A 25770-nucleotide genomic window follows, 5' to 3' on the forward strand; every position below is an offset into this window, starting at 1 on the left:
CAGGAAAGAAGGGAGGACGCCTGTACAGGCGTACCTCTATCTTTTTTGTATAGATGCAAAATCAGACACACACTACATGATAAGCTTCAAAGAACTCACAACGAAAACTCATCACCAAATTCGTACTATAGAGGGAGAGAGAGCCGATGAAAGCAACAAAGGCAGATATCAACTGGTTAGGTGACGTAAGTGTATTTGAGGTAAACCGTCTTCATGCCTATTCCGATCACCGCTATTATCAAACGATGGAAGAAGCTGTGGCTTCCGCTGAGATGGCACTTCGTTACGATCTGAATGGAACATGGAAATTCAACTATTCAATCCGTCCCGATTGCCGTCCTGAACTATTTTATACGTCCGAGTACTCCAGCGAAGGCTGGGATGATATTGAAGTACCGGGACATATCCAGCTTCAAGGGTACGGACAGATTCAATATGTGAACACGCAATATCCGTGGGATGGATTGAATGAACTCCGTCCGCCAGCTCTGCCGCAGGATAAAAACGCGGTGGGCAGTTATATTCGCACATTCCATCTGCCAGCAGGCTGGGAAGCGAATCCGGTATACATTTCGTTCCAAGGTGTGGAATCCGCATTTTATGTGTGGCTGAACGGACAGTTCGTAGGATATGGGGAAGACAGCTTCACACCATCTGACTTTGACCTGACACCGTTCCTGCAAGATGGAGAGAATAAACTGGCGGTTGAAGTATACCAACGCAGTACAGGTAGCTGGTTAGAGGATCAAGACTTCTGGCGTTTCTCCGGTATCTTCAGAGATGTGTACCTGTATACTGTTCCGGTTGCACACGTTCGTGACGTTCATGTTCGTACCGATTTGGATGCTTCATATACAAACGGTACATTGGAACTGGATTTGAAACTGGAAGGAAAAGCAGCGGCAGGTGCACGGATTGAAGCTGAGCTTTTGGACAAAGAGGGAAACTCGGTTAAACGTCTTGACGCTAATGTCGTGGACAACGGTCTGGTACAGCTGCGTGAGGAAGTTGGCCAAGTTAATCTCTGGAGTGCAGAGATTCCGTATCTGTATCGTCTCTACATCCGTGTGTATGATGCAGCAGGCAACCTTGTGGAAGTTGTTCCTCAAGCTGTTGGTTTCCGTAAATTCGAAATGATCGACAAAGTGATGCACATTAATGGCAAGCGTATTGTGTTCAAAGGCGTAAACCGTCACGAGTTCAATCCGCGCCGTGGTCGTGCTGTAACGAAGGAAGACATGCTGTGGGACGTGCGTACGATCAAACAAAACAATATGAATGCTGTTCGCACATCACATTATCCGAACCAAAGCTTGTGGTATGAGCTCTGCGATGAGTACGGACTCTACGTGATTGATGAGATGAACCTGGAAACGCACGGTTCCTGGCAAAAGCTTGGCGCTGTTGAGCCTTCTTGGGTAATCCCTGGCGATAAGCCGGAATGGCATGATATTGTTATGGATCGTGCAATTTCGATGGTAGAACGTGACAAAAACCATCCGTCCATTCTGATCTGGTCTTGTGGTAACGAATCCCATGGTGGTGAAGTGATCTACAAAGTATCCCAATACTTCAAATCGGCAGACCCGACACGCATGGTTCATTACGAAGGTGTGTTCCACGACCGCCGTTTCAATGACACAAGTGATATGGAATCCCGGATGTATGCAAAACCGGCTGACATCGAGGAATTCCTGAATGATAACCCAACCAAACCATATATCAGCTGTGAATACATGCACGCGATGGGTAACTCCATTGGTGGTATGCATAAATACACGGAACTGGAAGACAAGTACCCGATGTATCAAGGTGGTTTCATCTGGGATTACATTGACCAATCGATCTACAAAAAAGACCGTTACGGTAAAGAGTACCTGGCGTATGGCGGGGATTTCGGGGATCGTCCATCAGACTATTCGTTCTGCGGCAACGGGATTGTACACGCGGATCGTAAAGTGACAGCTAAAATGCAGGAGGTTAAATTCCTGTATCAAAATATCAAGCTGTTCCCAAGCCGTGACGGCGTTAAAATTGTGAACCAGAATCTGTTCGCAGACACTTCCGCGTTTGAACTGGTGTACAGTTTGGAGCGTGAGGGACATGAAGTATTGCGTGGCACACTGGATGTAAATGTCGCTGCCGAAAGCGAATCCGTAGTAGAACTTCCGTTGAATGCAAAGGCTCTTGAAGGTGGCGAATATGCTGTTAACGTAGCATTTGTACTGAAAGAAGCAACGCTGTGGGCTGACAAAGGTGAAGAAGTAGCATTTGGCCAGTTTATTTTCACGCAAGAAAGTAGCCAAGCGGCTGTTGTAACGGATAAAAACGTTGTGAGCGATATTCAGGTGGTCGAAGGTGACGTAAACATCGGCGTTCGCGTTGGTCAAACGCATGCGTTGTTCTCCAAGCAGTTTGGAACACTGGTATCCCTGAAATTCTCCGGGCGTGAAACCATTGCGATCCCGCCTGCACCACTGTTCTGGCGTGCAACGACAGACAATGATAAGGGTACAGCAATGGGCTTCGAGCTTGGTGCATGGTATGCTGCCAGCCTGTTGCCACGTTCTGTAGAATGGAAACATGAACAAAAATCGGATCAATACCGGATTGAGTTCACCTATAAATTGAACATCTCGGCCGATGTAGTGGTGAAAGTGACCTATACAGTGCTGGCTGATGGAAGTGTACATGTGCATAACACGTACAAAGGTACTGAAGGATTGCCAAACCTGCCTATTCACGCACTGTCGTTCAGAACATCTCCGGATTATGAGAACGTGGAATGGCTGGCAATGGGACCGGAGGAAAACTATTCGGATCGCGCATTTGGCGCTCGCCTGGGTATCCATGGCAGCAAGGTTGCAGATACGATGGCTCCATATCTCGTACCTCAAGAGTCGGGGAACCGCACAGGGGTACGCTGGGCTAAGCTGACGGACAATGCAGGACGTGGTTTCAAAATCGAAGCTTCCGGTACACCGGTTGAATTGAATGTGTCACCTTATACAGCGTTTGAACTGGAGAATGCGCAGCATGTGTATGAGTTGCCGCCCGTGCATTACACTGTCGTTACGGTAGCCGGTAAACAAATGGGTGTTGGCGGTGACGATAGCTGGGGCGCTCCGGTACATCCGGAATATCAAATTCCTTCCCATGGTGAACTGAGCTTTGAATTCGTTATTCGTTCACTGTAAGTGGTAACTTGAATTGAAACGTGATTATATCAGAGGCAGAGGTTCCCTTGGATGGGGGCCTCTGCTTTTTTTGCTTTCCCTTATTGAAACCGTTCTCGCTTCATTCTCGTAGAGTACTGGACAAAGATACGGAGGAGGGGACAGGATGAGCAGAAAAGCAAAAACAGGGGTGTGGGTGACAGTGATCGCCGTTCTGGGCATCATTGTTGGATCATTTATATGGTATTTCAATACGGCTTCAGGTGAACGTGCACTCAAAACGATGAGATCAAATAATGCTGGCGGTTTGGAACGTGTAGTTAAGGTATATAGTAATTCGGGTGAGTTGATTCAGACTTACGAAGGCAAGATTGACGTACAGGATACGGAGTATGGCAATAAAGTACTGTTTGACCTGAACGGGAAACGGATTGTGATCTACAATGCTACGATTGTGACCGAGGAGAAGTAAAGTGAAGTGAGGTGACAAGCACTCTGGTGATCCAGAGTACGTGGATAGATCAGGAGACATAATTCTACTTCTGTAGTAAAATTAAGGAAAAGTATGAGAGTTGAGTGATTCAGCATGATGATGTTAATCGTTGCACTTTCCTTGCTGGGTATGTTAGCGTTCTATAGCTTAATTGCTTACGTCTTGATTCGCTTCATTTCAAAAAAGACTTTTAAAGTGACGTTAACGAAGTTGGAGATAATTGAAATCATAACTTGGCTTGCACTGATTTTTGTTGCTTTTTATGCGATCAGATCGGGATCATCTTCTATGTTCTTACCGTCTGTACTACTTTTTATAACATTAATGAATATGCGAATCTCGAATCGAAAACAAAGAGAACGTGTCAAACAAGAATGTACTTGAATTGTCGAGACAAGGAGGTTGTACTTTGATTCTGGACAAAACAACCGATACGTCAGGGCTGATACAAGTTGCTGACCTATCCGATGAATTGCAGCCTGTTTTCGACAAAGCCGCTGAAAAATACGCATCGTGTGATATTGAACTGTACTTTGTGTTCCGCTGCCTGCCGGAAGATTACGGACGCAAATCAAGTGCGAGATATGTAAAGGCAGAAAAGGTGATCTATTTCGATATGACGGTTAGCGAAGACCGTTATAAGACCTGGAGCAAAAGTAAACAGCGATATGCATTAAGCCATGCGTTTTATACGTTTGTGAGTGACAAGATGAAGAAGTATAAGATAGATCATTTGGATAGGGATGTATTTATTGCAGATATGGGTGCGTGGCTTAAAGAAATTGGATGGTTGCAGACGGAAGAGGAAGCAGCGTTGGATGAGATGCAGGAGAAGTACGAGTAGAAACGGGTGAGTTCAATCATTCTTAGAGTATCCTATAAGAAATAAGTTAAGTGTCAAAATAGTAGCATCTGACCGACTGATTAGTCGGTTTTTTTATTAATAGACAAAGTAGAGCATTTCTAAGCAAGAAGGTCATTACGGGTTCTTTTACACTGTAGAAGAAAGGAGATGAGAGATCCTGGAAATATTTAAACTGCTACACCAATCGATTGATTATGTGGAACGACATCTTCATTTGCCAATGGAGATAGAAGATATTGCTATGGCAGGCATGAGTTCGAAGTATCATTTTCAGCGAATGTTTCATGCAGTAACCGGCGTAACGGTTACCCAGTACGTAAGAAATAGAAGACTTACGCTTGCGGCTCAGGAATTAGCAGGCACAAACTGTAAAGTTATTGATGTTGCACTTAAGTATGGTTATGAAAGTCCAGCAGCATTTACAAAAGCGTTCCAAAGGATGCATGGGGTAACCCCTCTTGAGGCGAAGAAAATGAATGTGAAACTTAAAGCATTTCCTCGAATCTCCTTTCAAATTCAGGTTAAAGGGGAATCAGAGATGGATTATCGAATTGTCGAGGAAAAAGGCTCTATTGTATTTGGAAAAAGTGTTAACATCCATGAAGATGCGTATAAAGAGATACCCGTATTTGTGGAGGGTATCTGGAAAGATGGGACTCATGGCCAGATCCTCGAGTTGTTAGAGAAACCGGATGGAACATTGCTATATGGGTATCATTTTGATTTTGCTGAGGATGGTTCGAAGCGGTATTTGATGGGAGCAGAAGCGCCAGAGGGCATTGAGGTACCGGATGGATTCACCGTTGTTCATATCCCTGATCAAACTTATGCGGTTTTTGACAGTCGAGGTACGATGGAAGATGATGTCGAGATTGATACAAGTATTATGAATGTTTGGAAACGGATCTACACCGAGTGGTTCCCGTCAACGAGTTTTGAACAAGTGGAAGGACCTTGTATAGAGAAATATTACTGGGCGGATGATCGGCAGAAGGATTTCATCACCGAGGTATGGATTCCGGTTCGTAAAATTGCAGAGGACATTAAATCCTTCTAAAGAAAGAAGAGGCCAAGCGATTTATCCAGAAGAGAAAGAAGGTTGTAAATGTTGGTTACGAATGCACTATTAAGAGGTGGAATACCCTTCGTGATTATGAACATAATCGCTCTGATCCTTTATTCTCAAGGAAAATATGCTGACGCTAAAGGCACATTTGTTGCAAGTCTGATTGCTCTTTTTGTCGGTGCAGCAACTGTTATTTACAACATAGAACATTGGACTTTGTTCAAAAAAAGCGGTATCCACTTTATTTTAATGCTTGTAACCATTTATCCGATCCTGCTGTTAAGTGGCTGGTTTACGATTAATTCTGTTTTCGATGCTTTTAAAGTGTTTCTGCTTTTTATTTTTGTTGGGATCATTTTATGGTCTGTGCTTTACACATTAACCCAATTTTTCTCTCGATAAATTATGGAGAGATGATATGCATCATAACAAAAAGAAGCCCTCTTTCGAGAGCTTCTTTTTCATGGGAGAGGAGAAACCGGACGAAGAGCTTATGGGGAAACGTAAGTCTTCTCCGCGGTTGTCTACGACACTTGTGATGTCGATAATTATAGAATGGCCCAAGGGTTTCCTTTTTATACATATCTGTCAACAATCCGTCAACAATTTTTTGTATAGGCAGAAGCAGTGTTTTTCAAACCGAACCTGAGTGTGGTACGATAGCTTTATCAATAAACTTACATAGAGAGAAAAGGTGACACATTCGTGAGAGTGGTATCTGGAAGTGCGAAGGGCAGGCCGCTGAAGGCTGTTCCCGGCACAGGTACGCGTCCAACCACTGATAAGGTGAAGGAAGCGTTGTTTAGTATGATTGGCCCTTATTTTGAGGGCGGCGCAGCATTGGATCTGTTTGCAGGCAGTGGAGGTCTCGGGATCGAGGCGCTGAGCCGCGGCATGGACAAGGCTGTTTTTGTTGATCTGGAAACGAAAAGTATTGAAGTGATCCGCGAAAACCTGAAGGCAACGAAGCTGGAGGGTCAGGCGGCTGTATATCGGAATGATGCAGGTCGTGCGCTCAAAGCGCTGGCCAAACGTAACACAACATTTGATCTGGTGTTTCTCGATCCGCCCTATCGCATGAAGAACGGACACGAGTTAATGTTGACGATGCACGAACTGGAACTGCTTGAAGAGGGTGCAACCATCGTGCTTGAGTATGAGTCCAAACATGAATACCCCGAGCAATTTGGCCCGTTTGAACAAACGCGTAAAGCGGTATACGGGGAGACAGCTGTATCCATTTACGATTATGTACCCGGTGCGGCAGAGGATGAAGAAAACAGCATCACAGAAGAGGAGGCTCCTCATGACTGAAATGATTCATCGTCAGGAACGCATTGCTGTATATCCGGGAAGCTTTGATCCCGTAACGATGGGGCATCTTGATATTATTGCGAGAGCGTCGAAACAGTTTGACCGTGTCATCGTCGCTGTGTTGAACAATATGAGTAAAAATCCGATGTTCACCGTAGAAGAGCGCAAGGAATTGATTCGAACGGTAACCAGCGATCTGCCCAACGTTGAGGTGGACAGCTTCCGTGATCTGACGGCCAATTATGTGCGGCAAAAGGAAGCACAGGTCATCGTGCGAGGCATTCGCTCTGTGACTGATTTTGAGTATGAGCTTATGCTTGCATCCACTAACAGCAAGTTGAACCCGGATGCGGAAACGATTTTTATGATGACCAACCCGAAATACTCCTACCTCAGTTCCAGTATTGTTAAAGAAATCGCCCACTATCATGGGGATGTAACGGATCTGGTATCACCTGAAGTTGAAGCTGCGCTTCGCCAGAAGATCAGCGAGAAAAAAGGTGGTTAATCCATAAGGTAAGGCCAGAAAGACCGATCATCACCCCAAGAAGCAAAGCGAGACTTAGAGCTGCTGCAGGAAAGCTGTTCCAGATGAGTTGCCACGTATTTGTGGTGTCTGGAAATTGCAGAAACGGCCAGTAGAACAAAGAATTTGAGCGCTCTACCGCAGTGGTCTGCCACGTGGTCCATACTTCTGTGCTATAACGGCCGAAGGGTTCCCACAACCAGAGGGTAAGGCTAAAGGCGGTTAACCCATGTCCTAATCGAACGATAATAAAAAAGAGCACGGATTGCAGTCCGGGAATGGCTGTTCTTAGCATCGATGAGACTTGCAGATGCGAGCATACGCCTCCCCAGCCAAGCGCACCTGCCAGGAATGCCATCAGTAGGGCGGGTGCTATTGCTGTTTTGCTAATATGATATGTCCCCAGGTGAAGCTCCAGCACAGAAGGCCAAACTGCGGCTGAAATACCGGGAGTCAGGTAGAGGGAGAGCAACCGGATGAATACTGCAAAAACGATGATGTAACCTCCAGTTAACATTAGAACCTGTACGGCATGAGATACGGTGTCACCCAATAATTTTCCAAAACCTCGTGCATCCCGGCTATGTGCTTCTCTAGCGGCGAGCAACACACGCGAACCAATGCGAAGTTTCTGAGATTTCGGAGCTAAGGGATGCAGTTGCTTCTTATCGGTCTCTGCTTGATGTTGGACGGATGAGAGAGAATGGACGGCTTTGTTAGGTGATATGGATTCTGGTACAAGATTTTTTTGGCGGGGTGCAGGGCTGAAACGAATGGCAACGCCGGCTGCAATCCAGCCACTGATCCAGTGTATGATGAGTAGAAAATATCCGGCGGCAGGATTATGAAGAAAAGCACCTCCAACAACAAGCAGAATCATCATGGGGTTGGCAAAATGGGCTGCTGCCGTAATAATAACCGCCTGTCTGGCGGTCATTTGTTGATCCTTGAGTAATCGGGATACGGCATCTATGGCGGCTGGAAAACCTCCACACATGCCCACAGCGAGAGCGAAGCCGGTATGGCCTGGCAACTTGAACAAAAGCCTCATCAGAGGCTCTAGTAGAACCCCCAAGGCGTGGGTAAAGCCAAACGCGGTCAGCATCTGGGATAACATCAGGAACGGCAGCAGGGCGGGAAAGACAATTTTCCACCAGATGTCGAGTCCCTGAATGGAGGCGTCGAAGGCTTCTTTGGGAGATGCAACTATTGCAACAACCAGCATAAATGCACTGGCGCTCAGGAATACGGTTCGTACCAAACCTGGACTTCGAACCTCACTGGATACGGTCATCGTTTCACCTCATATCAATTAACGCCTCTCGGCATTGGGATTATAGTGGACGGCCGAATCACGTTCGTGAACGGTTCGGCCTTGACCGGATAGACGGCGAATCATCCTGCGGCCTATCCGGCCTGTACCATTGTATGCAGGAACAGCAAGGTGTTAGACTTGGATTGTAACCATATGGAATAAGGATGGGCTAAAAGTTTACATGAACGCATACCTTGTGGAGTTGATTTAGAGAGCCATTTTCTCATAATGGAATACTGCATAAGCGGCGTTTTAGTGTAGAGCTTGGGTTCAGCTTGAATAGGATAAAGAACGGAGGCTCATGAGATGAATCGGTTCCGGAAAACGGGTGGTTTCAGAGCTTCGATCTACGTGATCGCGGTGGCTCTGATCGTCTATCTTACGGTGTACATGCCAACGCCGTATATTATTTATACGCCTGGCAGTGCGGATGAAGTTAAACCGATGGTTACCGTGAAGGGCGGTGACAAAGATGAAAAAGGCGTATTCATGATGACCACCGTGTCGGCGACGTATGCCAATTTATTTTTGCTAGCTACTTCTTACTTTGATAAAAATGCGCAAGTGGATAAAAAGGAAGATCGTCTGCGTGGCAAAAGCGAGGCGGAATACTCCGCTGAACAGGTCTGGTTCATGAGTGATTCGCAATCCTCTGCCATGGAAGCGGCCTATGAGAAAGCGGGTATTGCATACTCCATTGTGCCTGAGAACATCTTTGTGTTTGGTCTTTCGGAAAATCCCAAACCGGATGGAGATATTGAACCCGGAGACATTATACTGGGTGTGAACGGTACAGCTACACCGGATAATACGGTGCTTGCCAAACAGCTGGAAGGAAAAAAAGCCGGGGATACGGTGGAGATGCAATTGGAGCGCGGCGGTGAGACGATTAGCCGGGATATCACGCTGGTTGAGGTGAAAGACAGCAAGACAGGCAAGATGCGTACTGGACTTGGGGTGATGATCGGTGCGGTGCAGAAGGTGAAGCCGGAAGACCCGAGCAAACAAATCACGTTTTCAAGCACGCAGGTGGGAGGTCCTTCTGCCGGGTTAATGTTCACGTTGGAGATTTACAATCAGTTGACTCCTGGTGATCTGACCAAGGGACATCGGATTGCTGGTACAGGTACGATTACGAAAGATGGTGTTGTAGGAGCCATTGGCGGTGTGCAACATAAAATAGTCGCTGCCGACCGTAAAAAGGCGGAAATCTTCTTTGTACCTAAAGATAATTACAAAGAAGCTGAGGCCAAAGCAAAAGAGATCAACACTCCAATGAAGCTTGTGCCCGTGAGTACACTCGATGATGCTTTGACCTACCTGAACACCATGTCCGTAAAGTCGTAAGTGGAATGAGATGCGTTTAGAAGAGCCTGGACAGTTGCTTTTTCTAAAAAGTGAAGGGCACGCTTGGAAAAACAGGTATAGGGCGATTCTTACAGAAGAACATAAAGCAGTGAATGGAACGATGTCACAGTAAGTATCAAGATGAAGTTAAATATTACGATATGTATTCATAGGTATGATAGCCATGTAAGACCTTGCTTTTAAAATAATGAAATGAAGAAATCCCTTGTGATGGCAGCCAAAGGCTGGACACAGGGGATTTTTTGCTGTTTTTTTTATAGTTTGAATCGTATTCGTATATATGCATTTTGTGGCTTTGAATCATTGGGCGAGATAAATTAGATTCTCACGGGTGATTCGTAGTAGTCGCTAAACATTATGCGTGATATGCTGCTTGAATCCTGCTGGTCATGGGCAAGAGCATAGGCGGCTTGTGCCTGAATATCCAGATCAAGTTGAGCGTGGTCAAAGGCGGATGGCTTCATTACAACAGGCAGGCTGGATGTTTTTTTCATCTGTTTGAGCAGGCTCTGGCCTGTTGAAGTAAAGCCGAGGATTCGCAGATATCCGGGTCCGGTGGCTAACCGCTCTGGTGAGCATTCATCCTTCGTGTGGTTCAGAAGTATGTGGGCAAGCATGCGCTGCAGTTTGGTGCGCGTGTAACGCCGGGTTTTGAGCGCATTCAGGAGAGCCTCAACCGAAGGCTCGGGGAGCTGGGCGAGTGCACGTATAAGCCGATGCTCCAGTCCTTCCGTGACTTCGGCGATACGTTCCAGCTCGGAGGCGCGGCGGGTGGCCGCGATGTGCAGCAGCGGCTGGGCAAAGCGCTCCCAGTGCATGGGAGCGCGTCCTTCTTGCCATTCGCGATGCAGAATGGCAAGGGTTGCCGCCGGCACGTATGGTGCCGCGGCATCGGGCCCGTCCGCCAGCAGCAGGCGGCGGACAGCTGTGGCACTGGCGATCGCCCCCGGACCGGGCGTCGCCTGGTGATAGGCGGCACCGGTACGTGCCGCCGTCAAGGGCTGGATCGCGCTGCCAAGCCGTTGCAGCGCGATGAGGTAGTGCAGCCCAAGCGAATTGTTGGGCTGCTCCAGCAGTGCCGCGGCGTCGTGAGCATCGACGCCGCCGGGCGCCAGCGCTGCCGCCGCGCCTGCGTACGCGGCGGGGTAGCTGGCGCCCTCCCGCAGGCGGCGCGTGATATCCTCGCGCAGCCCTGCGGGCTCCACAGCCAGCACGCGCGCAATGCGCTGCAGGCTGTCGATGTCGCCGGACTCGCTGCCAAAGCAGAGCGAGTCCACAACCCCGGTGCGGTGAAGCAGTGATACCGCACCAAAGGCAAACCATTCCGCCGGTTGAACCGCATAGGCAACCGGCAGTTCAATCACGAGATCGGCGCCGGCATGGAGCGCCATCTCGGTGCGTGCCCTTTTACCAACGATGGCGGGTTCGCCACGCTGGAGAAAAGGGCCGCTCATCACGGCAACAACGGCGTCTGCTCCGCTAAGCCGCCGCGATTCATTCAGATGATGCACATGTCCGTTGTGCAACGGGTTATATTCCACAATAACGCCTACAGCTTTCATGAGCGTTACTCCTTTCGTACTTTAACTATAGCAAACTTAATCTTAAAAATGTCCAGGCAGTAACCTGCCTCGGCAGTTGTTCTGTCATCTTCGTATCTGCATACATAAGTAGTCATAAACAATCAGTTCACCGTCAAAGCTTATTTTACCTCTTTCATCATAGAGTAGAGCCGGCATTAGAGCAAATGATGAAAAAAGGCACAGAACCAGCATCCGCCGATGCTGCCTGTACCTGAAATATAGTCCTGATTATTTTTCGGAAAATCTTTCATCAGAAAATACCTAAGAAGTAACCGCAACTTCCTCGGAATCCATTTTTGTACCTTTAAGATGAATTCTACACATTTTCCGACTGTATTTTATGCTCACACATTCTCCGTAGCAGGAGCAAGACTGGCTTTTGGCCCGAAAAATTCATAATGGATACGATCTTCTGCAACACCAATGGACAGAAGTTCTGCATATACCGAACGCATAAACGTGACAGAGCCGCACAGATAATAGTTCGCATCCGGTTCTTGAATGACTTGACGAAGCCAAGCCGCATCCATGTATCCCTGTTTGTAAACCAGCTCATTTTCCAGATCGGAATCGGCAGGCGAAGTGTAACAATAGTGTGCGTTGAGATTAACATGCTCCTGAGCCAGTTGACTTACGTGATCGCGGAACGCGTGCGATAATCCGTTCGGGCTAGCATGTAAAAAGGTAATGGAACGCTGATCATCCGAATCCAACATCGTATTCAGCATGCAGACCATAGGGGTTATCCCTACACCTCCGCTTAACAGCACAACAGGACGCGGATCTTCCATATCCAATATGAAATCACCCGCAGGAGCGGAGAGTTCGACCAGGCTCCCTTCTGTAATATGATGGTGAAGATAATTGGAAATTACACCGTCAGGGCGATCCAATCCACCCGATTCACGTTTTACGGATATACGATAATAGGGTTTGCCAGGTGCGTCGGAAAGGGTATACTGACGAATCTGGGTGAATTCCTGTCCAGCAAGCTGGATTTTAATGCTGATATATTGCCCTGGTTGGTATGAAGAAATAGACTTGCCATCCTCCGGTATCAAATAAAACGAAGTGATGAGTTCGCTTTCTTGTACTTTTTTCGCAACTTTGAAGGTTCTGAAACCGTCCCATCCACCCGTTTGATTTGCGGCTTCGCTATACATATCCTGCTCAATGCCTATAAAAGCATCTGCAATCACTTGATAAGCATCGTCCCAAGCGGCTAAAATTTCATCGGTTGCGGCATCACCGAGTACATCTTTGATGGCTTGAAGCAGATAAGTGCCAACGATAGCGTATTGTTCAGGTACAATGCCGAGGCTACGGTGTTTGTGAGCAACCTGACGAACGGCTGGCTTAATAGCCGCGAGGTTATCGATGTGCATTGCCGCGGTGTAAACCATGTTGGCGAGTGCGGCTTGCTGGCGGCCTTGTTTTTGATTCGCGTGATTGAAAATGTTTAATAGCTCCGGATGAGCCGCAAACATCGTTTGATAAAAGTGGCGTGTAATGGCTTCTCCATGAATTTTAAGTATGGGTACAGTAGATTTGATTACGTTAATCGTTTGTTGGCTTAACATGTATTTTCCCTCCCGATTTTCTTTTGAAATATCAATAATAGATTGTTATAAAAATGGTTGTGAAAGTTACTTTGTTATTGAATCTACGAAAAGTATAGGCATCAGATTTAGCGACCTGTGTGACATAGATCACACCATTTATTAACGATTGGTGACCGATGTAAGGAGCGGAGAGCATCAGAATATAAGCAGAGGGGATAGAAACATAAGTATAAGTGTAGGGATGACTTTTAGTTAAGATGGAGTAGGTCTATAATAGACCAGATGTGGCGGTTTAATCGAAGTGATCGTTTTCCGCAAAGGGTGTAAAGTTAAAAGTGTTGACAAACCTCTTGGAAAATCGGTATAATGATTTTTGTTTGTTAAGTCAGTTTCATAAATCTTTTGTGAGTGACAGACAGCATACATACAGTCAGGAATGAACGCACATATTAGGATCGTCTTGTACTGTACACTGCCGCCATTCGTTAGACAACTATTTATGAAATTGGTTTCGTTTGGAGTGATAGAACATGATAATGCCATTTCGCAAAGTGGCAACCAGTGATCGCCCCCTGCGCTTTAACGAACAGTGGGATATCAAACATCTGGTTTCTAACCGACAAGATATCACAGCCGTTACTCCGCTGACTGCAGATTTATCTGCAGAGATCAGAGAGGAGAACGTTGTGGATGTTCATGGCAAGCTGACAGTAGGGGTGGACATGTTGTGCTCCCGTTGCCTCAAGCCGCTAAGTGAACATTTTCATATTGATTTTCATGAGCAATTCAAGCAGGGAAAACAGCCAGAGGAATTATCTGAAGACGACGATACTCTCTATGTGGATGAGGATAGCGTTGATCTGAAAGGTTATGCCGAGGAAGCTTTTCTGCTGGATCTTCCGTTTGTACCGCTCTGTAGCGAGACATGCAAAGGACTTTGTCCTAAGTGTGGCCATGAGCTGAACGAAGGTGACTGCGGTTGCGATAACCAGGTTATTGATCCGCGGCTTGCAGGACTCAAGGATTTTTTTAAATGAGCATGATTGAAAATCGAACGTAACAACTACCTGCAAAGGTTGATTTTGATAAGGAGGTGGGAATAATGGCAGTACCTCAACGGAGAACGTCCAAGACGCGTCGCGACAAACGTCGCACTCACTTTAAATTGGCTGTACCGGGCATGGTGAAATGTGAACAATGCGGCGAATTGAAGCTTGCTCACCACGTGTGCAAAGTGTGCGGAACGTACAAAGCAAGAGAGATCATCTCTCAATAATAGCTACACATCAAGCAACACTTCATTCGATGAGGTGTTGCTTTTTTGTGTGAAAGAAAAGCGAACGCATAAGCTTGTTCAAGCGGGTATGTATGCTTGCTACACATGTTCATTAGCACTTTGATGAGGTGATGTGAATTTGTTATACTAGCCTTTCTTTTTGACACAGGATGAGATATACTATAGTTTAGTACCAGGTTCTAAGATTTGACGTTACATACAGATCATCATACACTTTTATTTAGAAGCTCCCTGAATAAGCAGGGCTACAGCATATAAAGAAGTAAGGTTTGAAAGAACGAACTTGACCTAAAGGCAGGTTCTGGAAACGATACAGCGGGGGGTGTCAGGCATCGAGCGTTTACCGAAGAGACAGAGGCAACAGCAGTTAACCAAAATGATAGACGAGAATCCGTTTGTGACCGATCAGGAGCTTACACGTCAATTGAAGGTAAGTATCCAGACGATCCGTCTTGACAGGCTGGAACTTGGCATACCAGAGCTTCGGGAACGGATGAAACTGATGGCGGAGCGCTCGTATGATCAGGTGCGATCACTGCCCCTGCATGAGATTATCGGTGATATTGTGGATTTACAGCTGGACAAGAGCGGCATATCCTTATTTGAGATCAAAGAGGAACATGTTTTTTCAAGAACAGGTATTGCCCGCGGGCACTATGTCTTTGCACAAGCGAATTCACTTGCTGTCGCTGTCATTAATGATGAGATTGCGTTAACTGCTTCGGCAGATATCCGTTTTGTTCGCTCTGTTCGTTTAGGAGAAAAGTGTATTGCCAAAGCATATGTGAAATCAATTCCCGGTCAGAAGGGGAAAGCCAAAGTTGAAGTGTTCACCTATGTTGGTGAAGAAATGGTGTTCCAAGGTAATTTTGTGATCTATCATTCAGGTGGAGAAGACAGCAAAGAAGGAGGTCATTTGGAATGAAAATCGTCATTGATGCCATGGGAGGAGACCATGCTCCTGCGTCAACCGTAGAAGGGGCTATAGCCGCAGCTACGGAATGGGCGGATACACAGATCGTCCTGGTTGGCGATGAAGCCAAGATTGAACCTCTTTTAAGTCAGTCAGGAATAAGACCGGCCAACTTGAGCGTTCGGCAAGCTTCCGAAGTAATTGGTTCAGATGATGAACCGGTAAAGGCAGTAAGGCGCAAAAAGGATTCTTCCATGGTTGTAGCCGGACGTATGGTCAAAGAGAAGGAAGCCGACGCCATGATCTCGGCAGGAAATACAGGGGCATTAATGACGGCTGGCTTGCTTGTTGTAGGCCGGATGGACGGAATTGAACGCCCTGCACTTGCCCCCATGATTCCCACGATGGATGATGTAGGTGTGCTTGCGCTAGACCTCGGTGCGAATATGGATGCTAAACCGGAGCACTTGGCACAATACGCGCTGATGGGCAGTTTGTACCGGCAAAAAGTACAAGGCATTGCATCCCCGAGAGTGGGGTTGCTCAACGTAGGGACAGAGCCTGGCAAAGGCAATGAGTTGACCAAACATGCCTATCCGCTCTTAGAACAGCTTCCGATTCGTTTTGTCGGGAATGTAGAGGCACGTGATGTACTGACTGGCGCCTGTGATGTGCTGGTGTGTGACGGATTTGCCGGCAACATCCTGCTGAAATCACTGGAAGGCGCGGCAGGAGCGATTTTTGGCCTGCTCAAAGAAAAGTTTACTTCATCCTTCAAAAATAAATTGGCTGCGGCGGTACTCATGCCAGAATTGCGTGGGTTAAAAAGCAAACTGGATTATACGGAGCACGGTGGTGCCCCGTTGCTAGGTTTGAGTGGCCTGGTCGTCAAAAGCCATGGTTCCGCTGACGGCAATGCGATCAAAAATGCCGTGCGTCAGGCACGAATTGCAGTACAAAACCAGTTAGTGGAGAGCATATCTAAGGAAATTAGTGGGAAGTGAGTGACGATATGAATAATTTGCGCCCGGTAGGGATTATTGGTACAGGTAAATATGTGCCGGAGAAAATTTTGACAAACAGTGACTTGGAAAAAATGGTCGATACGAATGACGAGTGGATTGTCAGTCGTACAGGAATTAAGGAGCGGCATATCGCTGCACCGGATCAAGCCACTTCTGATCTAGCCTATGAGGCAGCAATAAAAGCGCTTGAATCTGCTGGCATGACAGGCAGTGATCTGGATCTGATTATCGTTGCTACGATTACGCCGGACTCCTCTTTCCCGTCGACAGCTTGCATTCTGCAGGATAAACTGGGTGCCAAAGGCGCTGCTGCATTTGATTTGTCTGCTGCTTGTTCCGGGTTTGTATACGGCCTTGCAACGGCAACCAGTTTCATTCAAAGCGGCATGTACAACAACGCGCTTGTTATTGGTGCAGATTGTTTGTCGCGTATTACAGACTACACAGACCGCAACACTTGTGTTCTTTTCGGTGATGGAGCAGGAGCTGTTGTTGTTGGTGAAGTTCCGGAAGGCCGTGGTTTCAAAGCATTTGATCTCGGTGCAGAAGGGGCAGGAGGCAGTCTTCTTAACATTGAAGGCGGTGGTTCACGTCTGCCAGCAAGTGCGGAAACGATTGAGAACAAAAAGCATTATATCTATATGAACGGCCGTGAAGTGTTTAAATTTGCTGTTCGTGTCATGGGTACAGCAACGATTGAAGTCCTTCGCAAAGCTGGCATGGATCGCACGGATGTTGATTTGTTCGTTCCCCATCAGGCGAATGTTCGAATTATTCAATCGGCTATGCAACGACTGGAACTTCCAGAGGAGAAAGTGGTTGTCAATGTAGACAAGTATGCCAACACGTCGGCGGCATCCATTCCACTTGCACTGGTCGAAGCTGCAGAAGAAGGCCGCATGAAAGCAGGAGATACTGTTTTGATGGTTGGCTTTGGCGGCGGTTTGACTTGGGGCGCATCCGTACTCGTATGGTAAACTAGACAGCTGGAGGATGAATGAAATGGGTAAAATCGCTTTTGTATTCCCTGGACAGGGATCACAAAAAGTAGGTATGGCCAAAGATGTATATGAGTCTGTACCTGCAGCCACGGAAGTTTTTCACACAGCAGATAAGGCACTGGGCTTCTCGCTGAGCAACCTGATCTTTGAAGGACCAGACACGGAGCTGAAACAGACATCCAATACCCAGCCGGCACTGCTCACCGCGAGTATTGCACTGCTGGAGGCTTTCAAAGAAAAAGGAATTGAGGCAGACTATGTTGCAGGTCATAGCTTGGGCGAATACAGTGCACTAGTGGCAGCGGGTGTTCTTTCCTTTGAGGATGCTGTGCAAATTGTCCGGGCACGTGGTCAGTATATGGAAGAAGCTGTTCCAGGTGGACAGGGAGCAATGGCTGCTGTACTGGGTGCAGATCGGGAAGCGCTGGGGGTGCTTTGCCGTGAAGTGTCAGAAAGCGGAGATACAGTTGAACTTGCCAACATGAACTGTCCTGGACAAATCGTTATTTCGGGTGTAAAAGAGGGCGTCGCTGCCGTGTCAGAACGGGTGAAAGAGGCAGGTGGCAAGCGCGCAATTGCAATTGAAGTAAGTGGTCCGTTCCACTCTTCATTGATGAAAGGCGCTGCAGATAAGCTGGCCGATAAGCTGAGTACAGCGACGTTCTCACCTGCGAAGGTTCCTGTGGTAGCTAACGTAACCGCAAGACCTGCTGAAGATGGACAATTTCAGAACTTGCTTACGACTCAGGTCTATTCTCCGGTTTTATGGGAAGACAGTGTGACATGGCTGATTGAGCAAGGTGTGGATACGTTTATTGAGATTGGTTCAGGCAATGTATTAACCGGTTTGATTAAAAAAACAGATAAAACCGTAAAGTTATACAATGTGAACAGTCTTGAAACCTTGGAAGCAACCGCAGCTGATCTGAAAAATAATTAAATCACATAAGCAAAACTATTTATTTACACTTTAACGGAAAGGACAGAAAAAACCTGGAAAAGCGAAGCTAAAAGCTTTCTGAAAGAAAGCTGCATCGGAAGCATATGCTTCGCCTTTATCACCAGATTTTTTTCTTTGGAAAAGGGAATCAAGAAAATCTGGTTATAACAGCGATTGAAAGGTTATTCTGTCACCTTAGTGGCTGTGTAAATAATCGAAGTTCAACTTGTGTAGATTCAGGGAGAGGAGGAATGGTTATGTCTAAACCGTTAGAAGGTAAAAATGCATTAGTAACCGGAGCGTCCCGCGGAATTGGCCGTAGTATTGCACTTGCCCTGGCTGAAGCCGGAGCGAATGTAGCTGTAAACTATGCGGGCAGTCAGGCTGCGGCAGAGGAAGTAGCCGAGGAGATTCGTGCAAAAGGTGTACAGGCGATTACGATTCAGGCGAATGTAGGTCAGATGGTTGAAGCGGAACAGATGGTGAAAACAACGCTTGAAGCATGGGGCAATGTCGATATTCTGGTGAATAATGCGGGGATTACACGGGACAACCTCATTATGCGAATGAAAGAAGAAGAGTTCGATCAAGTTATCGAAACGAATCTTAAAGGGGTGTTTAACTGTCTGAAGGCAGTAACACGTCCAATGATGAAACAACGTTCAGGAAGGATTATTAACATCTCTTCTGTTGTTGGTGTGCTGGGTAATCCGGGTCAAGCCAACTACGTGGCTGCCAAAGCGGGAGTGATCGGTTTAACGAAGGCTTCTGCTCGAGAACTTGCTTCTCGCGGAATTACGGTGAACTGCATTGCACCAGGCTTCATTGAAACCGATATGACCAAGGAATTGTCTCAAGAGCTGGTCGATGGTATGCTTAGTGGCATTCCGTTGTCCCGTCTGGGACAGCCGGATGAAATTGCTGGTGTGGTTACATTCCTTGCATCAGAAGCTTCATCCTATATGACAGGTCAAACACTGCATGTTGATGGCGGCATGTACATGTAAATTTCCTGGACTTTGAATCAAAGTCGGGGAACAGGCGCTGGACGATCCGAAATGCCGGAAAAAGGCCGGGTTCCCCGGCCGGGAGCCGCATATGTCTTCTATGGCATTTTGCCTGCGATTCTCGTATAATACCAAGGAGGAGGTGAACCGGATGTCCGATGTATTGGAGCGTGTAAAACGCATCGTCGTCGACCGCTTGGGCGCAGACGAAGCTGAAGTTACACTTGAAGCATCTTTCAAAGAAGATTTGGGTGCTGATTCTTTGGATGTAGTGGAATTGGTCATGGAATTGGAAGATGAATTCGATTTGGAAATCTCTGATGAAGATGCAGAAAAAATTACGACCGTAGGTGAAGTTGTAAACTACATACAATCTCATACCTAAAGTCAATTCAGTCCCGCTCCTGTTTTCGAACAGGCGGGACTTCTCATCATTCATTGGTTTTTCACATCCCGCAGACAAGATGCTTGCTGATCTCTGGAGAGGCGTCGTGCATTCGAGTCTGCGGATATTCCCACAAAATACTTGCGTAATGCAGTCGATATAGAGGTGAGTCGGTTGAAACAAAGAGTTGTAATTACCGGAATGGGCGTAATGACATCGCTCGGAAAAGATTTAGAGACGTTCTGGGGCAGTTTAATGGCAGGAAAGTCCGGAATTTCTCAGATTGAGGCATTTGATGTTAGTGAGTACACGACACAGATTGCAGCCGAGATCAAAGATTTCAACCCGGAAGAATATATGGATCGAAAAGATGCACGGAAGATGGATCGTTTTGTACAGTTCGCTGTGGCAGCTGGTTTCAAAGCAGTTGAAGATAGCGGCCTGAAAATCAACGAGAACATTGATGCAGAACGTTTTGGTGTATCGATTGGTTCTGGTATTGGTGGATTGGGAACTTGGGAAGATCAGCACAATGCGCTTTTGCAAAAAGGCCCTAAACGTGTTAGCCCGTTCTTTATTCCGATGATGATTTCGAATATGGCATCTGGACAGATGTCCATTTCACTTGGTGCCAAAGGACCGAACATCAACGTTGTTACCGCTTGTGCAACAGGAACACACTCCATTGGAGATTCGTTCAAGCTGATTGCAAATGGTGATGCAGATGCGATGATCTGCGGCGGTGCTGAAGCAACCATTAGGCCAACTGGACTTGCAGGCTTCTGCGCGATGCGTGCGATGTCTACACGTAATGACGATCCTGCGAAGGCAAGTCGTCCTTTTGATACGGGGCGTGACGGATTTGTTATGGGTGAAGGTGCCGGAATTCTGATTCTTGAATCTCTGGAACATGCTCAGGCTCGTGGCGCACGAATCTACGGTGAAGTCATCGGTTACGGTCTGACTGGTGACGCACACCATATGACAGAACCAGATCCAGACGGAGCAGCACGTTGTATGACGATGGCGCTACGTAATGCAGGCATTCAGCCGGAAGAAGTGGATTACATCAATGCACACGGAACTTCAACACCGGTAGGTGACCGTTCCGAAACGCTAGCGATCAAAAAGGCGTTTGGCGATCATGCGTACAAGCTAGCCGTAAGTTCCACCAAGTCCATGACAGGCCATATGCTTGGCGCTGCGGGCGGGGTAGAGGCTGTTATCTGCGGATTGTCCCTGACACATCAGACACTGGCTCCAACGATCAACCTGGAAGATCAGGACCCTGAATGTGATCTGGACTATGTACCTAACGTTCCGCGTCAAACCAAAGTGAATGTAGCAATGTCTAATTCATTTGGATTTGGCGGTCACAACGCCACCATTATTCTCAAAAAATTTGAAGCATAAGGGGCTAGTTCGTTTGAGTGAAGATCTGAAGCAGTTACAACAAAAACTTCAAATCAAATTTGACAACAGGCAGCTTCTAAAACAAGCGTTTACCCATGCTTCTTACGTAAACGAACACCGATTCAGTCAACATCAGGATAACGAACGTCTGGAGTTTCTGGGCGATGCCGTATTGGAGTTGACTGTATCGGAGTACTTGTATCATCTGTACCCTAACCGTCCGGAAGGAGAACTAACAAAGATGCGGGCATCCATTGTCTGTGAACCTTCCCTCGTCAAATTTGCTGAAGCGCTTAGTTTTGGACAATATGTACTTCTTGGAAAAGGTGAGGAATTAACTGGAGGACGTACACGTCCAGCTCTTCTGGCGGATGTGTTCGAGTCATTTATAGGTGCGTTATACCTGGATCAGGGTCTTGAACCTGTGCGAGCATTTCTGGATCAGCATGTGTTTCCGTTAATCGTTGTTGGCAGCAAGCTGCAAATGAGTGATTACAAAACAGAATTGCAGGAACTCACACAGCATCACAATATGGGGGCTCTGGAGTACCGGATCGTCGAAGAACGGGGACCAGCCCATGAACGTGAGTTTGTCTCGGAGGTTCATATGGGCCAAGAACGACTTGGCCGAGGTACAGGACGCTCCAAAAAAGAGGCGGAACAACAGGCAGCATCTGCGGCGCTTGAACGATTGAAGCTTCCGGAGGCCTGAACTGTACCAGGCAGCGCTTAGACAAACGAAGAGCAAAGAGCAGCCCGCGGGCCCGCCCCGGCGGAAGTAATCGGCCGGACTGCTTTTTGCTCTTTTTTTTGTAAAGGGACTCGAGAGAGATTTCGGATCTTTAACTAGGTGCTGAAAGCATTATTTGAAATTTGCAAGAGGAGGTGACGAGAAGCCCTATGTTTCTGAAACGAATAGAATTGGGTGGATTCAAGTCATTCGCCGACAAAACGGAAATGGAATTTGTTCGAGGCATTACAGCAGTTGTAGGTCCGAACGGAAGCGGTAAAAGTAATATATCCGATGGTATCCGCTGGGTGCTAGGGGAGCAAAGTGCCAAGTCACTCCGTGGCGGTAAAATGGAAGATATTATTTTCGCAGGCAGTGATGCGCGTAAAGCTGTTAATTACGGAGAGGTTTCCCTTACACTGGACAATGAGGATCATGCACTCGCTCTGGATTTCGGTGAAGTAACCGTGACCCGTCGTGTTCATCGTAGCGGGGACAGTGAGTATTTTATCAATAAACAATCCTGTCGCTTGAAAGATATTACAGAACTATTCATGGATACGGGGATCGGCAAAGAGGCTTACTCGATTATTGGACAAGGACGTATTGAGGAGATCTTGAGCACTCGTTCAGAGGATCGCCGCGGAATCTTTGAAGAGGCTTCAGGAATCGTTAAATATAAATCCCGCAAACGGGATGCAACGCGCAAGCTGGATGAGACAGAACAAAATTTGCTACGTATTCACGATCTCGTAACCGAACTGGAGGATCAGATTGGCCCGCTTAAAGAACAATCCGAGAAAGCCATGCATTACAAGCAGCTTCGTACCGAACTCAAATCGAAGGAAATTTCGATGTATGTGTATCAGATTGAACAGATTCATGCGTCCTGGAGCAAAGCGAGCGAACGTCTGGAATCACTTAAACACGAAGAGGTTGGTTTAGCGGCGATTGTATCCACACATGATGCGAAGCTGGAGAATGATCGGAATGCGCTACGTCTGCTGGAAACGGAGACGGAAGAACTTCAGGTTGCTTTGCTGCAATTTAGTGAGGCGACAGAGAAAAGCGAAGGGCATGGAGAACTTCTTCGGGAACGCTCGCGTAATCTGCAAGCGAATCAGGAGCAACTGAGGGAAACGCTGGCGGTGAGCGAGGAGAGACATCGGGAGCGTGAAGCTGAACTGATTGCCTTGCGGGAGAAGTTTGGCAAGCTGGAACTGGAACTGGCTGACGTAAAAAATCGACTGTCGGAAGAAGAAGCCAAGCTAATCGGTGTTACAGGTGGAATAAGTCAGCAGCAGGAAGAGAGCCTCAAAGGCAACTTGCTGGAACTGATGAATCAGATGGCGCAGGCACGAAACGAAATACGGTATGTGGACCAGCAAAAGGAAGCGCTGAAGCGCAGAATGAACCGTGCATCAGAGGAATCCGGCAAGTGGGAAGAACAGAAAGAAACGTTAGAAGGCCGTAAAGCCGAAATTCAGAAAAAAGTGGTTCGGTTAGGTAAGGAAATCAGTGAACTGCGCGGGAGTTATATTTCGGAAAGTGAACGGCTGCAGTCTTTGCAAAAACTGTTGGAAGAGAGCCGTGGCACCGTACGTAAATGGGAACAAAAGCGTGAGGCACAAGTGTCCCGCCGGGATACGATGAAAGAAATGCAGGATGATTTTGACGGTTTCATGCTGGGCGTAAAAGAAGTGCTCAAAGCTTCTCGAAAAGGGACGCTAAACGGAGTACATGGTGCTGTGGCAGAACTCGTTAAAGTTCCCGAAAAGATCGAGCTTGCGGTAGAAACAGCGATGGGGGCTGCGCTACAGCATATCGTCATGGAGAACGAGGCCGTATCGAGACAGGCTATTGCTTTCTTGAAGCAACGTCAATTGGGACGTGCAACCTTTCTTCCGCTGGACGTTATTCGTCCTCGTTCAATTGGTGCAGGTGAGCGCTCGATGGTTGAGGGGATGGACGGTTTTGTTGGCATCGGTGCTGAGCTTGTACAGTATGATTCAAGATATGCCTCGATTATCGGTAGCTTGCTCGGAAATGTCATCATTGCAGAAACGTTGGAGTTTGCGAATAAAATTGCAGCACGTTGTCAGTATCGTTTCCGTGTCGTAACTCTCGAAGGGGATGTCGTCAACGCTGGCGGTTCCATGACTGGCGGCAGTCAGCATAAAAAAAATGGCAGTCTGCTCAGCCGCAAGCGGCAACTGGATCAGCTGGATCAAGATATTCTGGATACCGAGCAGCAGATTGTGAAGCTGCATCGCAGTGTGGAAGATGTCAAGGCTCAGCTGGAGCAGTGTCAGGACAAGCTGGATCAGCTACGTCAGTCTGGTGACGATACCCGAAATGCAGAGCAACAGGCCTCGATGGAGATGAAGCAGGTTGAGCATGAACTGCGCCATGTATTGGAGCAGGTCGCTGTGGCAGGTCAGGAAAAGAACGGGTTTACGGAAGAAATTAAGGAACTGGACAAATCCCGGGTTGAAGCGGAGAAAAAACTCGAACAGCTTGAGGAAGAGGAGAAAGCAACCCATCGCGCTATTCATGCAGCAGAGTTTGCCCGGAAAGCCAATGAGTCTGCAAAAGAAGAGTTGCAAACGCAGCTGACCGAACTGAAAGTGCGGGAAGGTAAGCTGGATCAGGAACGCTTCTCAAATGAGGAGCAGTTGCGGAGGCTGGAGCGCGAGGTCGATTCACTTGTTAAAGATCTGCGCCAGAATCGCACACTGCTCGCTTCGATGGAAGCGGATTTCAAGAAAACACAGAGTGAAAGTGTAAAACAGATTGAAGACCTTAACGAGTATAAGCTAAAAAAGGCAAAGGCATCTCAAGAATTGGACTTCAAACGTGCCGCGCGCAGTGAACTGTCGAAAAAGCTGGAGCTGGCCGAGAGTGAAACGAAGGAGCAGCGCACACAGCTCAAAGCGGTGGAAGAGCAGATGCGTCAGACTGAAATTTCCGTGAACCGTCTGGATGTTGAGCTGGAAAATATTTTGCGTAAGCTGACAGATGAATATGAGTTAGGCTATGAGCTTGCCAAAGAACGTTATCCTGTGCCTGAAGATGTGGAGAGCACACAAGCTGAGGTACAGAAGCTAAAACGTGCAATATCGGCTCTTGGCGATGTGAACCTCGGTGCAATCGAAGAGTTCCAGCGGGTGAATGAGCGGTATGAGTTCCTGAATGAACAGAAGAATGATCTGGTGGAAGCCAAAACGACACTGTATCAGGTCATCAAGGAAATGGAAGATGAAATGGCGAAGCGATTCAAAATTACGTTTGATGCGATTCGCCGCGAATTCGGTACTGTTTTCACCAAGCTGTTTGGTGGTGGACGTGCTGATCTGGTCCTGATGGACCCTGAACGACTCCTTGAAACAGGCATTGATATCGTAGCTCAGCCGCCAGGTAAGAAATTGCAAAATCTGCAACTGTTGTCTGGTGGAGAACGGGCCTTAACGGCGATGGCGCTGCTCTTTGCCATTCTGCACGTCAAACCTGTACCATTCTGCGTTTTGGACGAAGTTGAGGCAGCCTTGGATGAAGCGAACGTTGTTCGTTTTGCCCAGTATTTGCGTGAGTTTTCTGAACAAACCCAATTTATTGTGGTTACGCACCGGAAGGGCACGATGGAAGAGGCAGATGTCCTATACGGAGTTACGATGGAAGAGGGCGGAGTATCCAAGCTCGTTTCGGTTAAACTGGATGATGAGGAAGCGGAAATCGCCTAATTGCATGGAGAGGGCAGTTCGCTTCAAAATAGGATTCATTTAATTTTACAA

Annotated in this window: 22 protein-coding genes; 19 read left to right on the forward strand and 3 right to left on the reverse strand. The window is 47.2% G+C overall.

Annotated elements, in window-relative coordinates; genetic code table 11:
- The first annotated feature begins 146 nt into the window (after nucleotides 1–146).
- The 7 genes from lacZ to coaD all read left to right on the forward strand — a co-directional run bounded on the left by lacZ (nucleotide 147) and on the right by coaD (nucleotide 7422).
- Nucleotides 147–3197 (forward strand): beta-galactosidase, LacZ type, encoded by a 3051-nt coding sequence (gene lacZ / locus Q9R46_RS06175; protein ID WP_311279332.1) that lies wholly within the window; start codon nucleotides 147–149, stop codon nucleotides 3195–3197.
- Between the two features lie 145 nt (nucleotides 3198–3342).
- A complete protein-coding gene (locus Q9R46_RS06180; protein ID WP_251502899.1) occupies nucleotides 3343–3648 on the forward strand; it encodes a hypothetical protein in 306 nt (101 codons plus the stop codon).
- A 430-nt stretch (nucleotides 3649–4078) separates the two neighbouring features.
- On the forward strand, nucleotides 4079–4513 hold the full coding sequence (locus Q9R46_RS06185) for a hypothetical protein (RefSeq protein WP_311279333.1): 435 nt from the start codon (nucleotides 4079–4081) through the stop codon (nucleotides 4511–4513).
- A 262-nt stretch (nucleotides 4514–4775) separates the two neighbouring features.
- Nucleotides 4776–5591, forward strand: a complete 816-nt coding sequence (locus tag Q9R46_RS06190) for an AraC family transcriptional regulator (protein WP_311279334.1) — start codon at nucleotides 4776–4778, stop codon at nucleotides 5589–5591.
- Between the two features lie 48 nt (nucleotides 5592–5639).
- On the forward strand, nucleotides 5640–6002 hold the full coding sequence (locus Q9R46_RS06195; RefSeq protein WP_311279335.1) for a DUF3021 family protein: 363 nt from the start codon (nucleotides 5640–5642) through the stop codon (nucleotides 6000–6002).
- Nucleotides 6003–6305: 303 nt separating this feature from the next.
- Entirely contained in the window at nucleotides 6306–6914 is a 609-nt protein-coding gene (gene rsmD / locus Q9R46_RS06200) for a 16S rRNA (guanine(966)-N(2))-methyltransferase RsmD (protein ID WP_311279336.1), read from the forward strand.
- Between the two features lies 1 nt (nucleotide 6915).
- Nucleotides 6916–7422 (forward strand): pantetheine-phosphate adenylyltransferase, encoded by a 507-nt coding sequence (gene coaD / locus Q9R46_RS06205; protein ID WP_145332739.1) that lies wholly within the window; start codon nucleotides 6916–6918, stop codon nucleotides 7420–7422.
- Here coaD and Q9R46_RS06210 read toward each other — a convergent pair.
- Nucleotides 7400–8734, reverse strand: coding sequence for a nucleoside recognition domain-containing protein (locus Q9R46_RS06210; protein WP_311279337.1), 1335 nt, complete (start codon nucleotides 8732–8734; stop codon nucleotides 7400–7402). The two genes, coaD and Q9R46_RS06210, sit on opposite strands and share 23 nt — an antisense overlap.
- Nucleotides 8735–9061: 327 nt before the next feature.
- Between Q9R46_RS06210 and Q9R46_RS06215 the strand changes: the two genes are divergently transcribed.
- Nucleotides 9062–10102, forward strand: coding sequence for a SepM family pheromone-processing serine protease (locus Q9R46_RS06215; protein WP_311279338.1), 1041 nt, complete (start codon nucleotides 9062–9064; stop codon nucleotides 10100–10102).
- Between the two features lie 338 nt (nucleotides 10103–10440).
- Here the strand turns inward: Q9R46_RS06215 and Q9R46_RS06220 are convergent, their stop codons facing one another.
- Together Q9R46_RS06220 and hmpA are read right to left on the reverse strand one after the other, a co-directional pair.
- A complete protein-coding gene (locus Q9R46_RS06220) occupies nucleotides 10441–11685 on the reverse strand; it encodes a nucleotidyltransferase (protein WP_311279339.1) in 1245 nt (414 codons plus the stop codon).
- Between the two features lie 365 nt (nucleotides 11686–12050).
- On the reverse strand, nucleotides 12051–13286 hold the full coding sequence (gene hmpA / locus Q9R46_RS06225; RefSeq protein ID WP_311279340.1) for an NO-inducible flavohemoprotein: 1236 nt from the start codon (nucleotides 13284–13286) through the stop codon (nucleotides 12051–12053).
- Between the two features lie 512 nt (nucleotides 13287–13798).
- On the opposite strand from hmpA, the gene Q9R46_RS06230 reads away from it, so the two are divergent.
- The 11 genes from Q9R46_RS06230 to smc all read left to right on the forward strand — a co-directional run bounded on the left by Q9R46_RS06230 (nucleotide 13799) and on the right by smc (nucleotide 25719).
- Nucleotides 13799–14305: a YceD family protein gene (locus Q9R46_RS06230; protein WP_090923907.1), complete on the forward strand. Its 507-nt coding sequence runs from the start codon at nucleotides 13799–13801 to the stop codon at nucleotides 14303–14305.
- Between the two features lie 65 nt (nucleotides 14306–14370).
- Entirely contained in the window at nucleotides 14371–14544 is a 174-nt protein-coding gene (rpmF, locus tag Q9R46_RS06235; RefSeq protein ID WP_090923906.1) for a 50S ribosomal protein L32, read from the forward strand.
- Nucleotides 14545–14941: 397 nt separating this feature from the next.
- A complete protein-coding gene (gene fapR / locus Q9R46_RS06240) occupies nucleotides 14942–15490 on the forward strand; it encodes a transcription factor FapR (protein ID WP_240036837.1) in 549 nt (182 codons plus the stop codon).
- The gene (gene plsX / locus Q9R46_RS06245; protein WP_311279341.1) at nucleotides 15487–16482 is read left to right on the forward strand and encodes a phosphate acyltransferase PlsX; all 996 of its coding nucleotides are present in this window, start codon (nucleotides 15487–15489) and stop codon (nucleotides 16480–16482) included. Before fapR ends, plsX begins: the two co-directional genes overlap by 4 nt.
- Nucleotides 16483–16490: 8 nt before the next feature.
- Nucleotides 16491–17480, forward strand: a complete 990-nt coding sequence (locus tag Q9R46_RS06250; protein WP_090923953.1) for a beta-ketoacyl-ACP synthase III — start codon at nucleotides 16491–16493, stop codon at nucleotides 17478–17480.
- 25 nt (nucleotides 17481–17505) lie between these two features.
- A complete protein-coding gene (gene fabD, locus Q9R46_RS06255) occupies nucleotides 17506–18444 on the forward strand; it encodes an ACP S-malonyltransferase (RefSeq protein ID WP_311279342.1) in 939 nt (312 codons plus the stop codon).
- Between the two features lie 257 nt (nucleotides 18445–18701).
- A complete protein-coding gene (fabG, locus tag Q9R46_RS06260) occupies nucleotides 18702–19451 on the forward strand; it encodes a 3-oxoacyl-[acyl-carrier-protein] reductase (RefSeq protein WP_145329707.1) in 750 nt (249 codons plus the stop codon).
- 151 nt (nucleotides 19452–19602) lie between these two features.
- Nucleotides 19603–19836, forward strand: coding sequence for an acyl carrier protein (gene acpP, locus Q9R46_RS06265; protein WP_024630176.1), 234 nt, complete (start codon nucleotides 19603–19605; stop codon nucleotides 19834–19836).
- Between the two features lie 174 nt (nucleotides 19837–20010).
- Nucleotides 20011–21249 (forward strand): beta-ketoacyl-ACP synthase II, encoded by a 1239-nt coding sequence (fabF, locus tag Q9R46_RS06270; RefSeq protein ID WP_311279343.1) that lies wholly within the window; start codon nucleotides 20011–20013, stop codon nucleotides 21247–21249.
- Between the two features lie 13 nt (nucleotides 21250–21262).
- The gene (rnc, locus tag Q9R46_RS06275; RefSeq protein WP_090923901.1) at nucleotides 21263–21961 is read left to right on the forward strand and encodes a ribonuclease III; all 699 of its coding nucleotides are present in this window, start codon (nucleotides 21263–21265) and stop codon (nucleotides 21959–21961) included.
- 188 nt (nucleotides 21962–22149) lie between these two features.
- The gene (gene smc, locus Q9R46_RS06280; protein WP_311279344.1) at nucleotides 22150–25719 is read left to right on the forward strand and encodes a chromosome segregation protein SMC; all 3570 of its coding nucleotides are present in this window, start codon (nucleotides 22150–22152) and stop codon (nucleotides 25717–25719) included.
- The last annotated feature ends 51 nt before the right edge of the window (nucleotides 25720–25770 follow it).

The sequence above is a fragment of the Paenibacillus sp. RRE4 genome (assembly GCF_031844205.1).
GTDB lineage: Bacteria > Bacillota > Bacilli > Paenibacillales > Paenibacillaceae > Paenibacillus > Paenibacillus xylanexedens_B.

Bases quoted from the DNA above. Each gene is read 5' to 3' on its own strand.
- rpmF (WP_090923906.1), top strand. From the start codon at position 14,371: ATGGCAGTACCTCAACGGAGAACGTCCAAGACGCGTCGCGACAAACGT.
- fapR (WP_240036837.1), top strand. From the start codon at position 14,942: ATGATAGACGAGAATCCGTTTGTGACCGATCAGGAGCTTACACGTCAA.
- coaD (WP_145332739.1), top strand. From the start codon at position 6,916: ATGATTCATCGTCAGGAACGCATTGCTGTATATCCGGGAAGCTTTGAT.
- Q9R46_RS06220 (WP_311279339.1), bottom strand. From the start codon at position 11,685: ATGAAAGCTGTAGGCGTTATTGTGGAATATAACCCGTTGCACAACGGA.
- lacZ (WP_311279332.1), top strand. From the start codon at position 147: ATGAAAGCAACAAAGGCAGATATCAACTGGTTAGGTGACGTAAGTGTA.
- Q9R46_RS06210 (WP_311279337.1), bottom strand. From the start codon at position 8,734: ATGACCGTATCCAGTGAGGTTCGAAGTCCAGGTTTGGTACGAACCGTA.
- Q9R46_RS06230 (WP_090923907.1), top strand. From the start codon at position 13,799: ATGATAATGCCATTTCGCAAAGTGGCAACCAGTGATCGCCCCCTGCGC.
- smc (WP_311279344.1), top strand. From the start codon at position 22,150: ATGTTTCTGAAACGAATAGAATTGGGTGGATTCAAGTCATTCGCCGAC.
- hmpA (WP_311279340.1), bottom strand. From the start codon at position 13,286: ATGTTAAGCCAACAAACGATTAACGTAATCAAATCTACTGTACCCATA.
- Q9R46_RS06250 (WP_090923953.1), top strand. From the start codon at position 16,491: ATGAATAATTTGCGCCCGGTAGGGATTATTGGTACAGGTAAATATGTG.
- acpP (WP_024630176.1), top strand. From the start codon at position 19,603: ATGTCCGATGTATTGGAGCGTGTAAAACGCATCGTCGTCGACCGCTTG.
- Q9R46_RS06195 (WP_311279335.1), top strand. From the start codon at position 5,640: ATGTTGGTTACGAATGCACTATTAAGAGGTGGAATACCCTTCGTGATT.
- Q9R46_RS06190 (WP_311279334.1), top strand. From the start codon at position 4,776: ATGGCAGGCATGAGTTCGAAGTATCATTTTCAGCGAATGTTTCATGCA.
- fabG (WP_145329707.1), top strand. From the start codon at position 18,702: ATGTCTAAACCGTTAGAAGGTAAAAATGCATTAGTAACCGGAGCGTCC.
- plsX (WP_311279341.1), top strand. From the start codon at position 15,487: ATGAAAATCGTCATTGATGCCATGGGAGGAGACCATGCTCCTGCGTCA.
- Q9R46_RS06180 (WP_251502899.1), top strand. From the start codon at position 3,343: ATGAGCAGAAAAGCAAAAACAGGGGTGTGGGTGACAGTGATCGCCGTT.
- Q9R46_RS06215 (WP_311279338.1), top strand. From the start codon at position 9,062: ATGAATCGGTTCCGGAAAACGGGTGGTTTCAGAGCTTCGATCTACGTG.
- fabD (WP_311279342.1), top strand. From the start codon at position 17,506: ATGGGTAAAATCGCTTTTGTATTCCCTGGACAGGGATCACAAAAAGTA.